Origin of the sequence: Pantoea sp. R13S299 (assembly GCF_048515925.1) — a bacterium.
In the GTDB taxonomy this organism is placed as follows: domain Bacteria; phylum Pseudomonadota; class Gammaproteobacteria; order Enterobacterales; family Enterobacteriaceae; genus Pantoea.
The window spans coordinates 1,277,610-1,291,071 of sequence record NZ_JBLYEF010000001.1 but is presented as its reverse complement, the minus strand read 5'-3'; the positions used below and the strand labels follow the sequence as shown (position 1 = coordinate 1,291,071).

The 13,462-nt window shown below is 52.5% G+C and carries 18 protein-coding genes; 9 read left to right on the top strand and 9 right to left on the bottom strand.

All coding sequences use genetic code 11. The features are described 5' to 3' along the window. The first annotated feature begins 8 nt into the window (after window positions 1-8). The 4 genes from ACN1CO_RS06310 to ACN1CO_RS06295 all read left to right on the top strand — a co-directional run bounded on the left by ACN1CO_RS06310 (window position 9) and on the right by ACN1CO_RS06295 (window position 3,060). Window positions 9-746 (top strand): amino acid ABC transporter ATP-binding protein, encoded by a 738-nt coding sequence (locus ACN1CO_RS06310; protein WP_419138291.1) that lies wholly within the window; start codon window positions 9-11, stop codon window positions 744-746. Between the two features lie 20 nt (window positions 747-766). Then, the gene (locus tag ACN1CO_RS06305) at window positions 767-1,582 is read left to right on the top strand and encodes a transporter substrate-binding domain-containing protein (protein ID WP_419138290.1); all 816 of its coding nucleotides are present in this window, start codon (window positions 767-769) and stop codon (window positions 1,580-1,582) included. 79 nt (window positions 1,583-1,661) lie between these two features. Then, the gene (locus ACN1CO_RS06300; RefSeq protein ID WP_419138988.1) at window positions 1,662-2,351 is read left to right on the top strand and encodes an amino acid ABC transporter permease; all 690 of its coding nucleotides are present in this window, start codon (window positions 1,662-1,664) and stop codon (window positions 2,349-2,351) included. A gap of 16 nt (window positions 2,352-2,367) precedes the next feature. Then, window positions 2,368-3,060, top strand: a complete 693-nt coding sequence (locus ACN1CO_RS06295; RefSeq protein ID WP_419138289.1) for an amino acid ABC transporter permease — start codon at window positions 2,368-2,370, stop codon at window positions 3,058-3,060. A gap of 173 nt (window positions 3,061-3,233) precedes the next feature. Here the strand turns inward: ACN1CO_RS06295 and ACN1CO_RS06290 are convergent, their stop codons facing one another. From ACN1CO_RS06290 to sapA, 5 genes are all read right to left on the bottom strand, one after another. Next, window positions 3,234-3,689 (bottom strand): MarR family winged helix-turn-helix transcriptional regulator, encoded by a 456-nt coding sequence (locus ACN1CO_RS06290; protein WP_419138288.1) that lies wholly within the window; start codon window positions 3,687-3,689, stop codon window positions 3,234-3,236. Window positions 3,690-3,692: 3 nt separating this feature from the next. Beyond that, the gene (locus ACN1CO_RS06285) at window positions 3,693-4,121 is read right to left on the bottom strand and encodes an SRPBCC family protein (RefSeq protein WP_419138287.1); all 429 of its coding nucleotides are present in this window, start codon (window positions 4,119-4,121) and stop codon (window positions 3,693-3,695) included. Between the two features lie 536 nt (window positions 4,122-4,657). Then, a complete protein-coding gene (locus tag ACN1CO_RS06280; protein ID WP_419138286.1) occupies window positions 4,658-4,864 on the bottom strand; it encodes a hypothetical protein in 207 nt (68 codons plus the stop codon). A gap of 157 nt (window positions 4,865-5,021) precedes the next feature. Continuing rightward, on the bottom strand, window positions 5,022-5,987 hold the full coding sequence (gene sapB / locus ACN1CO_RS06275) for a putrescine export ABC transporter permease SapB (protein WP_419138285.1): 966 nt from the start codon (window positions 5,985-5,987) through the stop codon (window positions 5,022-5,024). Then, a complete protein-coding gene (gene sapA, locus ACN1CO_RS06270; protein ID WP_419138284.1) occupies window positions 5,988-7,610 on the bottom strand; it encodes an ABC transporter substrate-binding protein SapA in 1,623 nt (540 codons plus the stop codon). A 171-nt stretch (window positions 7,611-7,781) separates the two neighbouring features. On the opposite strand from sapA, the gene ACN1CO_RS06265 reads away from it, so the two are divergent. Further along, window positions 7,782-7,907 carry a hypothetical protein gene (locus ACN1CO_RS06265; RefSeq protein WP_419138283.1) on the top strand — a complete coding sequence of 42 codons (126 nt, stop codon included), beginning with the start codon at window positions 7,782-7,784 and terminating at the stop codon, window positions 7,905-7,907. 33 nt (window positions 7,908-7,940) lie between these two features. Here the strand turns inward: ACN1CO_RS06265 and ACN1CO_RS06260 are convergent, their stop codons facing one another. Genes ACN1CO_RS06260 through ACN1CO_RS06250 form a run of 3 tightly spaced genes read right to left on the bottom strand, consistent with a single transcriptional unit; the run spans window position 7,941 to window position 9,252 of the window. Continuing rightward, complete coding sequence (locus tag ACN1CO_RS06260) at window positions 7,941-8,369, bottom strand: hypothetical protein (RefSeq protein WP_419138282.1); 429 nt, start codon at window positions 8,367-8,369, stop codon at window positions 7,941-7,943. After that, entirely contained in the window at window positions 8,347-8,763 is a 417-nt protein-coding gene (locus tag ACN1CO_RS06255) for a polymorphic toxin type 44 domain-containing protein (protein WP_419138281.1), read from the bottom strand. Before ACN1CO_RS06255 ends, ACN1CO_RS06260 begins: the two co-directional genes overlap by 23 nt. Window positions 8,764-8,766: 3 nt before the next feature. Continuing rightward, the gene (locus ACN1CO_RS06250; protein ID WP_419138280.1) at window positions 8,767-9,252 is read right to left on the bottom strand and encodes an Hcp family type VI secretion system effector; all 486 of its coding nucleotides are present in this window, start codon (window positions 9,250-9,252) and stop codon (window positions 8,767-8,769) included. Between the two features lie 439 nt (window positions 9,253-9,691). On the opposite strand from ACN1CO_RS06250, the gene ACN1CO_RS06245 reads away from it, so the two are divergent. Further along, the gene (locus ACN1CO_RS06245; RefSeq protein WP_419138279.1) at window positions 9,692-10,918 is read left to right on the top strand and encodes an MFS transporter; all 1,227 of its coding nucleotides are present in this window, start codon (window positions 9,692-9,694) and stop codon (window positions 10,916-10,918) included. Between the two features lie 98 nt (window positions 10,919-11,016). Here the strand turns inward: ACN1CO_RS06245 and pspF are convergent, their stop codons facing one another. Continuing rightward, the gene (pspF, locus tag ACN1CO_RS06240; protein ID WP_419138278.1) at window positions 11,017-12,018 is read right to left on the bottom strand and encodes a phage shock protein operon transcriptional activator; all 1,002 of its coding nucleotides are present in this window, start codon (window positions 12,016-12,018) and stop codon (window positions 11,017-11,019) included. Between the two features lie 164 nt (window positions 12,019-12,182). Between pspF and pspA the strand changes: the two genes are divergently transcribed. From pspA to pspC, 3 genes are read left to right on the top strand one after another with little or no spacing between them, the layout of a single operon-like run. Next, the gene (gene pspA / locus ACN1CO_RS06235; protein WP_419138277.1) at window positions 12,183-12,848 is read left to right on the top strand and encodes a phage shock protein PspA; all 666 of its coding nucleotides are present in this window, start codon (window positions 12,183-12,185) and stop codon (window positions 12,846-12,848) included. Window positions 12,849-12,883: 35 nt separating this feature from the next. Continuing rightward, window positions 12,884-13,111, top strand: coding sequence for an envelope stress response membrane protein PspB (gene pspB, locus ACN1CO_RS06230; RefSeq protein WP_090960717.1), 228 nt, complete (start codon window positions 12,884-12,886; stop codon window positions 13,109-13,111). Further along, window positions 13,108-13,458, top strand: coding sequence for an envelope stress response membrane protein PspC (pspC, locus tag ACN1CO_RS06225; protein WP_419138276.1), 351 nt, complete (start codon window positions 13,108-13,110; stop codon window positions 13,456-13,458). The genes pspB and pspC overlap by 4 nt, the downstream gene beginning before the upstream one ends. Window positions 13,459-13,462: the final 4 nt, after the last annotated feature.

The following is a 13,462-nucleotide window of genomic DNA, read 5'->3' as shown; positions in this document are numbered from 1 at the left end:
TGCACCGGATGTTAGAACTCAACAATATTACGCTCGCTTACGGCAGCAATCCGATTCTTAAAGGCGTCGATCTGTCGGTAAAACGCGGCGATGTGGTGTCAATCATCGGACCAAGCGGTACCGGGAAAACCACGCTACTGCGCTGTATCAACTATCTGGCGAAGCCGTCAGCCGGGACGATTCAACTCGATCAGATCCGCATGGATTATCAGTCACCGGATAAAGCGGCGATCCAGGCCATTCGTCTGCGCACCGCCATGGTGTTTCAGCAGTTCAACGTGTTTAAGAACATGACGGTGCTGGAGAATGTGATGGATCCGCTGATCGTCATCCAGCGTAAAACTAAACAGCAGGCACGCGACATCGCCGTGCAGGAGCTGGAGCGCGTCGGCCTGGGGGCGAAACGCGATCACTATCCGTCGCAGCTGTCCGGCGGCCAGTTACAGCGTACCGGTATCGCGCGTGCTCTGGCGGTGCGTCCGGATGTGATGCTGTTTGATGAACCGACCTCATCGCTCGATCCCGAGCTGGTGGGTGAAGTGCTGAAAGTGATTAAAGATGTGGCGTCATCCGGCATTACCTCGCTGCTGGTGACGCACGAAATGCAGTTCGCGAAAAGCATTTCGAATCGCATCGTGTTCATGGATCAGGGTGTGGTGGCTGCGGAGGGGACGCCAGCTGAGATGTTTGATAACCCAGCGCTGCCGCGCCTTGCCCAGTTCCTCAACTCAGAAAAAGTATTCTAATAATTAAAGGAATCAGAGACATGCCTGCAATCAAAACCACATTACGTCGCCTGGCCGTGCCTGGCATCATCGCACTGGCCCTGATCAGCGGTAATAGCTTTGCTGACGCCGTACGCACCATCAAAATCGCCACCGCAGCAGAATCCAAACCGCTGTCGTGGGGCGCGATCGGCCATGAGCCTGAGGGCTACGAGCCGGACGTGCTGAAAGCCATCAACGCGAAACTGCCACAGTACAAGTTTGTGATGGAAGGCGCGGCGGACATCGCGCAGGAAACCGGTCTGGTGACCGGCAAATATGACATGGCGACAGGCGGATACTACAAAGCGCCAGCGCGCAGCAAACAGTTCCTGATCCCGGATGCCCCTATGGGTGCCAGCCTGATGAAGATCTACAGCCGCAGCGACAGCAATATCAACGGCATGAAAGATCTGGTCGGTAAGAAGATCGTGCCGGTGACCGCAGGCGGTGGCGTGTATAAGTTCGTCACTCAGTGGCAACAGGATAACCCAAACGACAAAATCACCATCAAGGCCTCCAGCGCTGGCGTGCCTTACCCGGATCGCCTGAAAGAAGTGCAGAACGGGAAATATGACGCGCTAATCCTGCCTTCAAATCTGGGTGAGCAGACGGTGATCGACAACCAGAAGCTGGCGATCAAAGCCAGTGAGCCGGTGGCGATCAATAACACTTATGTGCTGATCCACCGTTCTGCAGAGAATCAGGCACTGAATGATGACATCACCAAAACCCTGAAAGAGCTGAAGGCGGACGGCACGCTGGATAAGCTGGCGCAGAAGTGGTTTGGCGAAGACGTTACGAAGTACATGAAGTAACAGATTCACTGCGTCCGGCGCTGAGCCGGGCGCATGCTGTCCTTTTTAGCAGGAGTGTTTCACCGTGAATCTATCCTCCATGATTCCAGAACTGCTGTCGGCGCTGCCTTTGACGCTCGGCATCATGTTTGTGGCGATGATTGTCGGGTTCTTTCTGGCGCTCATCGCGACGTTTTTCCGCGTGCGCCGTATCCCCGTTATCAGCCAGCTGGCCGATCTCTATGTTTCCTATGCGCGCAGCGTGCCCGTGGTGCTGCAGCTGTTTGTCGCCTTCTACGGTATGCCGCTGATTACCGATAACTTTGGCTTCAGTGACTTCTTCACGGCCAACGTGGCGGCGATGATCGGTCTGAGCCTGTATCACGGTGGTTATCTGTCGGAAGTGATGCGCCCGGCGTACCTGGCGGTTGAGCGGGGTCAGCACGATGCCACCGACAGCCTGGGCTACAGCTTCCGCCAGAAAATGCTGCGTGTTATCGGCCCACAGGCGGTGCACTTTGCGCTGCCGGGTTACGGCAATGCCATTATCTATCTGATTCATAACGTGGCGCTGGTGATGTACATCGGAGCGGCGGATGTGATGGCGACCGCGCACCTGATCATGGAACGCGATTACAACCAGTATCAGTTCGGCACTTATCTGGTGCTGGCCGTGCTCTATTCACTGCTGTGCGGTGTGGCGTGGCTGATTATCCGCTTCTTTGAACAACGTCATGCGAAGTACAGCTCGAAGTCTGCGCCGCGCGTGAAGTTCACCACCAGCGTCTGAGTGAGGAAGAAAAACCATGTTTGATGCTGAGGTTTTGCTGCCAGACTTCTGGAGCATTCTGGATGCCGTGCCGGTCACACTGCTGATGGCGGTGACGGTGTTTATCTGTTCGACGCTGTTGGGCGGGCTGTTTGCGTTTATTGAGCATCGTCGCATTCCGGTGCTGCGCCAGCTGGTGATCACCTACAAAATCGCCTTCAAAGGCGTGCCGATGGTGGTGGTAATTTTCCTCGCCTATTACGGCCTGCCACCGGCGCTGCACTTTATGGCCACGTTATTTGGCGTAGAGGTGAATGCCCATTCATTGCCAAACTGGGTGATCATCATTGTGGCGCTGAGTGCCTGCGTCGCGGCCTTCCAGGCTGAAGTGTGGAAAGGGGCACTGAATTCGTTCGACAGCGGACAATCGGATGCCGCCCTGTCGCTCGGCTACAGCGGAGGACAGCTGTTTCGTCGGGTGATGTTCCCACAGATTATCGTGGCGGCGATTCCCGATCTGGCGAATGCGTTTATGGTGATCATGAAAGCCCTGTCGCTGGCGTTTGCCATCGAAGTGGTGGATATCTTTGCCCAGGCACAATTAACGGCGGCACTGAACTTCTACTACCTCGAAGCCTTCCTGATTGCGGTGGTGTTCTACATGGTGATTGCCTATGTAGTCACTAAAATTGCCGACAAAATTGAGGCGGCGCTGCGCGTGCGCACCTGATTTATCGCGTTGTAAAGAAACGGCATCGCAGTGAGGCTGATGCCGTTTCTTCAGATAAGTCAAGGCGATGCTATTTTCAGCACTCCGCGACTGGCGGGGAATTGCGACAGACCAGAATGATTTTTTGACCCGAAACCTTTATCCAGCATGAAGCTTTTGAAGTTTCATCAGGTTCAGCCGAGAAGTTTTTTAAAAAGCGTCAGCAGTGACTGTCCATCGTCCCCAAGGGGCATGAAAAACGCTTCGTCCGTTTTTTCGACAACCTTAACGGCCTGTCCGGCAAGCGTCCTGCCTGCTTCTGACACCACAATAACGTTTGAACGGGTATCTTCCGGATGGGGTAGGCGCTGAATATATCCCGATTTTTCGAGTGCCCGGACCACCTGCGAAATCGTCATGGTATCGCTGCCCGTCAGTTGTGACAGCCGTGCCTGAGTAAGCGTTTCTTTTCCCTGAAACCAGCTGGCCACTGCCAGAACAACGAATTGCGTATGTGTCAGTCCCAGAGGCTGCAGGGCATTCCGCTGCTCACGCTGCCAGCGATTCGAGATTCTCCAGAGGAGAAAACCCGGGCTTTCGTCCGGCCCTTCAAAACTACTGGGAAGAGGTTTACGGCTTTCAGACGTCATAGCCTAAGCCTTATGTTCTGCGAGATAGTTTGCCAGTCCGGCCATCACATCTGGAAAGTCCGCGCTGATACCTTCTCCGAGCGCCTGAGCATCCGGTCCCTGTGTGCTTATTGCATAGACAAGCTGACACTGACCCTGATCTGATGGTTCAATGCGATGCTCCACTTTGACCAGCGTCTCACCAATCAGTGTCTCATCAGTGAAATGTTTTTCGGCTGCGACATCAATGAGCTTGCTACGGATCATTTCCCCATCAGGCAACTCCATTGAAAACCACGTCCCCGCCTGAAATGCCCCCTCCAGCGCTATCGATTTAACGCCCGGATTCCAGTGTTTCCACGAGGAGGTGTCTTTAAGCGCCTGCCAGATCTTATCCGGTTTGGCAGAGATAGGATGTTCATACGATTTATTCCAGTGTTCAGCCTGAGTCATGTTCATCACCAGCAGTTAACATAAGTGAGCATATGATATGTGCACTTACAATATCACAAGCGGTTTGCCTGTCAAAAGGAAACGCCGGGAGATGAGTTGAGAAGCAATCAGATGATCGACCACAGATGTACAAATTAACAACCCGAAAAAAAACCCGCCATAGGCGGGCAAATCGTTACAGTGCATTCAATAGAGAAGCTTTCTCGTGCACAACTCATGTGCACTTTGTTTATCGACCGTAGCTGCGAAAACTTAAGGCATAACGGCATGCTGCTGAAACCGATGACGGGCAGATTTTTGGCACAAAAAAGCCCGCGTTACGCAGGCATAAATTGCATCAAGAAAGGAAAATCGTAGCATCAGCTAAGGCTGACTCGCACACCTTACAGTGTTCGGGTGCGATAGATAGTGGCAGAGGCTTTAATAGCGAAGCGTGAGCACGTTATGAAAGGCAGAAGCACTCTGCTGAGCATAGCCTTTACTTGTACGAATAATCTGCCTGGTCTACACCGGACGCGTCTGAATACCAGCCGCGATTAACTGATGCGCTGCTTCTTCTCGCGCTGATGTTTGTGATAATCCTCATCACATTCGCTTGAACAGAAAGCCGTCTCGGCCACGACAGCTTCATCTTTGCACCAGATGCATAAGCCGTTAGGGCTTTGAAGCTTACTCTTTCGGGCTGCCAGGGAGGCGGCGAGATGCGCTTCTTCACGCTCCTGTGCCAGATCAACATCATCCATAAATATTCAGAACCTCATCAAATTTTAACGATTTAAACACAAACCGTTCACGACAGAGAAAATTTTGTTTACAGGAATGCGTTCTGTAAAAGCCGTTTCAGCAAGATAAAACACCATCTTGCTGTTTCTAAAACACTTTCCATCAACATCGAAAGCCCTATCGCAGCGCATACCACTCTTTATGTTTCAGCGGATTCATTGCCGCACCAATCACGTCAGAAATCACATTCACCAGAATCACCAGCCCTCCAATGACCATGACGCCAGCGGAGATCGCCGCATAATCCTGCTGACGAATGGCGTTGATCAGCCAGCGTCCCAGACCCGGCCAGTTGAAGACCATCTCGGTGATCATCGCCAGCGTTATCATGGTGGAAAACTGCAGGCCAAGACGCGGGATCACCGGCGGCAGCGCGTTATGCAGCACGTGGCGGCGGATCACCGTGAAGCGCGAAAGACCGCGCGTGGCGGCCGCTTTGACATAGTTCTTGTCCATCACGTCGCTGGTGCTGTTACGCAGCAGGCGGATTACTTCCGTCGTCGGTGCCATCGCCAGCACCAGCACCGGTAAAATCAGGTGGTTCAGGACGCTGATAATCATCTCATGTCGCCATGGCGAATGACTCAGCCAGGCGTCAATCAGCCCAAAGCCAGTAACGTTCTGCACCGGATAGAGCAGGTCGTGACGACCCGACACCGGCAGCCAGCCCAGGGTCAGTGAGAAGAACAGCGTCAGAATCAGCGCCAGCCAGAAAATAGGTGCAGAGAAGCCAATCAGCGCCAGCGCACTGATGGTTTTATCCTGCCATTTATTGCGCATCACCCCGGCACAGATCCCCAGTGGGATCCCCACCAGCAGCGCGAACAAAAACGCCAGGATACACAGCTCCATCGTGGCCGGAAACACCTCGCGCAACTGCAGGCCGATCTCCTGGCCGTTGGTGCTGGAGACGCCAAAATCAAACTGCAGCATCCCATTGAACCAGAACCACCAGGCGTCCGAGAGCGCCGCGCCTTCCAGCGGCGCGTTAGGCGTAAAATAGCTCAGGCTGAAGCTGACCAGCGACAGCAGAAACAGCGTAATGAGCAGCAGCAGCAGGCGCCGCAGAATATAGATAATCACTTACTTACCCTCATCAGCTTCACGATAAACCCCGGCAAAGGAAGCGTTACCAAACGGACTCAGCACCAGCCCCTTAATATCATGACGAAACGCCTGAAGTCGCAGAGAGGATGCCAGCGGCAGCACGGGCAACTCCTGCGCCAGTATCAGCTGCGCTTTGTCATAACTGTCGATGCGGCCAGCGAGTTGCTGTGATAACAGGGCATTCTGCAGCGTTTCGTCAAAGGCCGGATAACACCAGTGCGCATAATTGGTCTGCGAGCGAATTGCCGCGCAGCTGAGCAGCGGCCGGAAGAAGCTGTCCGGATCGTTGCTGTCGGTCGCCCAGCCAGTCAGTGTCAGGTCATGATTCATCGCCATCAATTGCGCCTCCTGAAAGCGGCCCTCTACCGGCACAATCGTCAGACGGACGCCAACCTGCGCCAGATCCGCCTGTAACAGTTCGGCGGTTTTCAGCGGGCTGGGATTCCAGGACTGCGACGCGGCAGGCACCACCAGCCGCAGATGCAGATCGGTAATGCCCAGAGCCGCCAGTGCCGCGCGGGACTTCTCCGGATCGTAGCCGGTAATGCGCGCATCATTATCATAAGCCCATGAGGCACGCGGTAAGATGGAAGCGGCGGTTTCGGCGGTGCCGTAATAAATCGACTCCATCAACCGCTCATTGTTAATCGCCAGCGCCAGCGCGTGACGCACTTCAGGGCGGTCGAGCGGCGGTTTGCGGGTATTGAAGGCGAGATAGGCGATGTTCATGCCGGGACGCAGCGTCATCCGCAGGCGCGGGTCATCGCGCAGGATGCTGAGCTGGCTGGCTGCAGGATAGGCCAGCACGTCGCATTCACCGGTTAACAGTTTGGATAACCGTCCGGTGCCGCCAGAGCCAAGATCGATCACCGCCTGTTGCAGACGCGGCACACCTTTCCAGTAATGAGGATTGCGTGCCAGACGGATGTACTGGCCGGTGCGATATTCGCTGAGCTGGTAAGGACCGGTACCAACCGGCTGCCGATCCATCTCCTCCTGGCGACCCTGAGCAGTAAGCTGGTCTGCATACTCTTTCGACAGCACTGGCGCATAGTGGGTCGCCATGTGCCACAGGAACGACGCATCCGGGCTGTTCAGCCTGAACTCAACCGTTCTGTTATCGATCTTCTTCACGCTCTGAACCGAATCGGCAAACTGCAGGCTATCAAAGTAGGGATAGTTGCCGCCGTTGACGTTATGCCAGGGGTGATTCCGGTCGAACATCCGGGCGAAGCTGAATACCACGTCATCGGCGTTCAGCGCGCGGGTAGGGCGGAACTGATTAGTCTGCTGAAACTGCACGCCGCTGCGCAGATGAAAGCGATACGTCGCGCCGTTATCGCGCACTTCCCAGCTCGACGCCAGATCGGGCTTGAGGCGATAGGTGTAGGGATCGACATCCAGCAGACGGTCATAAAGCTGCGCCGCCAGCGTATCGACAGTCAGCCCGCTGCTGGCCATCTGCGGATTAAAAGTGTTCAGCGTGCCGCTGACGCAATAGACAAAGCCGGTCTGGCGAATATCACCAGCCGGCGCTGACCACGCAGGGATACTCAACACGCTGAGGCTGAGCAACAGCGAACATAATAGTTTTGACATAGAACTCAACGATTTTGAGGCATTAAACAGAGTGTATCGCAAAGCGGGCATTGTCCCAAAACCTGCAACCGCTGCCAGCCTGTTTTTCATCCCTACGGCAGCAAAAAGAGCGTACAGAAGGTGTGGTAATGAGAAAAATTCTCAATTAGTGGTTTACAGATGATAATAAGAATGATTATTATTCATCTGCACTTCGACGGCGGCTCTGCCGAAGAAGAGCACGACATTGCTCACATTGCTTCCAGTATTGTTGCCCGCCTTATGGCGGGCTTTTTTTTGGCTGGTGCGGCGGCCTGAAGGGCACGAGCACTTTTGAGAGAGGTGGCGATCTTAAAAGGGAGAGGCAGTGAGGAACACCGGAACGGAATAGATAACATCGTTGATACGAAGGCCAGGTGAACTATGAAATGCGAAAATTTCGCCTTTAACCATTAAATAGATCGCCTTGTCCTGAACCCGTTTAAAGGCGTCACCATCAGAGGTGATCAGGAAAGGTTGCAGGTTGTCGGCCAGACTCGCTTTGAAAGACTCATCGCTTCTGGATGCATCGTAGAGATAAAAACGATATGAGAAGTCAGTTGTGGCCCCCGCACTGGCTTCGGTGATGTAAAGGTTAACGTGGTTACTAACGTTAACTTTCCTGATGATCGATTGTTCCAGCGGTGACAACTGTGACAGCCGCCAGCCTGCAAACACGAGGATCATCAGCATCAGAACCAGTAACAGCGTTCGCTTTTTAAAAACCGGCGCGTTTTGCATAGTCTATCCCTGCTCTTATCCAGTATTGATCGTCAGGGTCATCGCCAAAAGGAGACGCGCCATACCAGACATCAAATTCCTCTCTGCTGGTTCCGGCCCGGCTTTGCGCCCAACCGGCTGCGCGAAGAAGAACAGCTTCCTTTATTCCAGCTGCATGACCCACAGCACCGTAATGAAAGTTACCAAAATGTTCATATTGAGTCCCATGCTGAAATTTGTAATCCCATGGCCCATGCCCTTTTACCTGGTTATAAAACCAGACATATGTCAGGGCCGAGGGTCCTCTATGAAAACGTGCAATCATCATATTATTTATTAACGAAACTCCCGCTGGAGTAAATGACATAACATCATAAGGTGGTCCTGGAGTAGCAGCTAAGGCAGGATATCTCATGATTTATGACTTCTCATTCCAGCTATCTGAAAAAATGATGTTACCATCACAATGCTTCCAGGTTATTTTTTCGTAAGCAAACTCAACGCATTCCAGATGATTGTGTTTTTCTTTTTCCGGGTCTTTTGTGTCATGCATTATGGGCGAGATTCCGACAATTTTGACATTTTCAAGCAGTATGTTGAAATATTCTTCTTCCTCACCTGCGTGGTTAATATTATACCATTTAAACTCGGCTGACTTTAATGTTTGCCCGGTAGCTACAGCCTTATAAAGATAGGGCGAAGATGAATCGAACTCTTTTTGAATGATAATGGGTGCATGTTTTCTTGTGCCTGTTGGCTTGCCTGTCATTGAATCGGTGGGCAGTCTTAAGTTATGAGAAAAACCAGTTACTTCGATGCTCCCTTCTCTATCTCTTACATCTACCGAACCTTTGATGCTTGTTCCACCATCATCTTTTAGCCAGAGGTACGCGGGGATAGCCATAGTAAAATCCTTTAAAATGTGAGTTACATTCCTTTCGTAGTGGTAGTTAATACTGGCTTTATATGATACTCAAATACATATTAAAAAAATCGAACGCATGATGATTGAGATCAACCTTTACCTGTTATCTGTTATCTGTTTATTGTTCAGGGCTTTTATATATCAGTGCTGTGTGATGAAAAAAGGAAGGTGAAACTCATCGTATCAATCGATTTTAACTATTATTGATGTTGTGTTTGAGTTATTGATTTTACTATTGTCATTCATTTTATGCAGGCGCGAATTTGAACGATGGGAGATGCTATTTATTTAATTTTGAAATGTATTTATCTCCGTTGCCACTCCATCTGTATGATGCTGGACAAGTGTAATCTCATGCTTAACATTTTCAGAAACGCAGTTACTATAAGCACAACTTCTGCTCACCCAACTCCGGACAATGAATAAACTCCAGAAAAGCGCTCAGGCTTTCCATTATGCATCCTTTCGTTATCTCTTTTTCGGACGTCTGTTTACCGTACTAGGCAATGGAATTGCACCGATTGCGCTGGCCTTTGCGGTGCTGGATATGGGTGGCTCAGCCTCTGATTTAGGCGTGGTAGTGGCGTCCCGTTCCCTGTTCAACGTGCTGTTTCTGCTGGTGGGTGGTGTGGTTGCCGACCGCTATTCACGCAGTCGGGTACTCGTTGTATCGGCGCTGGTTGCTGCTGTTTCTCAGGCTTTCGTTGCGTGGTCTGTGCTTGAGGGTTCAGCCACGGTAATCAGCCTCACCTTGCTGGGTGCTCTGAATGGCGCGGCAGCGGGCATCGCACTGCCTGCTTCGTCCGCGCTGGTGCCGCAGGTCGTGCCTGAAAAGCACCTGCGTCAGGCTAATGCGCTGATTCAGCTAGGTGTTTATGGTGGTACGGTGATGGGCGCATCGCTGGGAGGCGTGATTACCAGCGCTGTCGGGCCTGGCTGGGGACTGGCGATTGATGCGCTGGGCTTTGCGGTTTCCGCGCCGCTTTATTTCCTTATGCGTGTGAGCCCGAACAATACCGGGACAACGCAAGGCAATATCCTGCGCGATATCAAAGAGGGCTGGGCAGAATTTGCCGGGCGAAGCTGGATTTGGTCGATAGTCCTTCAGTTCGCCATTATCAACGTCGCTTTCAATGGCATTGTAGAGGTCTATGGCCCGATGATTGCCGACGCCTCTTTCGGGCGGGCGCAGTGGGGAATTATTGTGGCCGCCCATAGCGCAGGTTTAATTGCGGGTTCATTTCTGGCGATGAAATGGCATCCACGTCGTGATCTTCTGATTGGCGCTATGCTGGCGGGTCTTTGCGCACTGCCAGTATTTATGCTGAGCCAGAATGCGTCAGCAGCATGGCTGATTGCGGGGTTCTTTATTGCTGGCGTTTCATTAGGTCTGTTCGGCGTAACCTGGGCGCATTCATTACAGACTCACATCCCAGCCGATAAACTGGCTCGCGTTTACGCCTATGATGCAATGGGTTCCTTTATTTCCATTCCCTTTGGTCAACTGGTTGCGGGGCCGCTGGCAACGCAATACGGCATTGGCAAAGTACTTCTGATATCAGCGCTCGCCGTGGTGATTGTTACCGCTGCCGTCGGAATGGTTCCTGCCGTCAGGCAACCTGAAAGAATGGGAACTAAGACGTAATCGCTATTTTTATTACTGCCAAAGCAGCCCGGAATATACCGTACTGTTTCGACACCGATTAACCAGAAATTCTGACGTACAGAAAATCATGCAGTTGTTTAGTTTTCCGCTTTGATATCGTGCTTCTTCATCATTGCGCGCAGCTGATGATAAGTAACCCCTAATAACCCGGCGGCGCGGCGCTGGTTATAACGTGCCTGTTGCAGGCTGGCTTCCACCAGATCCCGCTCCTGCTGATTCTGCCATTGGCGCAGATCCAGCGGCAGGGCAGGCAGGCCGCTACTCTCCGCATTCTGACTGGCACGAATAACAGCAACCGGTTCAGGGCGTGAAGCAAACGGGTTAATGATGACGTTATCCAGTTGCTGCTCGCTGCTGTTATGACGATAGACCGAGCGCTCCACCACGTTCTTCAGCTCACGGACGTTGCCGGGCCAGTGGTAATCGAGCAGAGCCCGCTGCGCCCGTGGGGTAAAGCCGGGAAACAGTAACAGGCCAAGTTCGCGGCACATCTGGATGGCAAAATGCTCGGCCATCACCAGAATATCGCTGCGGCGTTCGCGCAGGGGCGGTAACTGCACCACATCGAAGGCCAGACGATCCAGCAGATCGGCACGGAATTTCCCCTCGGCTGCCAGCGCAGGCAGATCCTCGTTAGTCGCGCAGACCAGTCGCACATTTACCTGCAGAGAGTGATTGCCGCCGACGCGCTCCAGCTGCCCATATTCAATTACCCTGAGCAGTTTTTCCTGAACCAGCATCGGTGCGGTTGCAAGCTCATCCAGAAACAGCGTGCCGCCGTCGGCACGTTCAAAACGCCCGAGATGGCGCTTCTGCGCGCCGGTAAAGGCGCCCGCCTCATGACCAAACAGTTCAGAGTCGAGCAGGTTCTCATTCAGCGCGGCGCAGTTCAGCGAGATAAACGGTCCCTGCCAGCGGTCAGAGAGATAGTGCAGACGGCTGGCGATCAGCTCTTTACCTGTCCCGCGCTCGCCAATCACCAGAACCGGTTTTTCCAGCGGAGCCAGTTTGGAAACCTGCTCTAGCACTTCAAGAAAATTGTTCGACTCGCCCAGAAGATTATCGTTAGTGCCTGTCATGATGAATTTCACCACCTCTTAATCATTTTCACTATCTTAAAACATGCGTACAGAGCTGTAAAATATCAAATCCCTTTAAAATCAGTGCTATGAAAAATTGGCACGCATATTGTATTAGCTAAGTAGGACATCACGTTTTAAAACATTAAAAGAGGAACATCATTATGGGTATTTTTTCTCGTTTCGCTGACATCGTAAATGCCAACATTAATTCCCTGCTGGAGCGTGCAGAAGATCCGCAGAAACTGGTTCGCCTGATGATTCAGGAAATGGAAGACACCTTAGTGGAAGTACGTTCTACCTCTGCGCGGTCGCTGGCTGAAAAGAAACAGCTGTCACGCCGTATTGAGCAGGCTGAAATCCAGCAGGCCGAATGGCAGGAAAAAGCTGAACTGGCCCTGCGCAAGGACAAAGACGACCTGGCGCGCTCTGCGCTGATTGAAAAACAGAAACTCACCGATCTGATTGCCTCCCTGAAACAGGAAGTGGGCCAGGTTGAAGAGACGCTGGAACGCATGAAAGGCGAAATCAGCGAGCTGGAGAAAAAACTGACTGAAACACGTGCCCGTCAGCAGGCGTTAACCCTGCGTCATCAGGCGGCTTCTTCATCACGCGATGTTCGTCGTCAGCTGGACAGCGGTAAAATCGATGAAGCGATGGCACGGTTCGAATCTTTTGAACGTCGTATCGACCACATGGAAGCGGAAGCTGAGAGCCACGGTTTTGGTAAACCTAAAACCCTGGACCAGCAGTTTACTGACCTGAAAGCGGATGATGAAATCAGCCAGCAACTCAACGCGCTGAAGGCGAAAATGAACCGCAGTGAGTAATTATCGACGTTGCAATAAGTGATTAAGGAGAGTCAATGAGCGCACTTTTTCTCGCCATACCCTTAACGATCTTCGTGCTGTTTGTCGCACCGATCTGGTTATGGCTGCATTACAACAACAAACGCAACGGCGGTTCGGAACTGTCGCAAAGCGAAATCCAGCGCCTGCAGCGCGTCACGAAGGATGCGCAGCGGATGCGTGAACGCATCGACGCACTGGAAGCGATTCTGGATGCCGAACATCCAAACTGGAGGCAGCCATGATGAAAGGCCGCAAGTTGTGGCGCAAGCCTGACGAAGGAAAGTTGATGGGCGTCTGCGCAGGTCTGGCAGAGTATCTCGATATTCCGGTCCGTCTGCTGCGGGTCATTGTGGTGTTATCGCTGTTCTTTGGTCTGTTTGTGTTCACGGTGATCGCCTACTTCGTGCTGGGTTTTGTGCTGGATGTGAAGCCTGCTAACGCTTATGAAGGCGAACGCCAGCCCACCGCCAGCGAGTTGCTGGATCAGCTGGAGAGTGCGCTGCAGCAGGATGAGCGCAGCGTGCGCGACGTGGAACGCTATGTGACGTCTGAAACCTTCAGCGTACGCAGCCGCTTCCGCCAGATTTGATTAT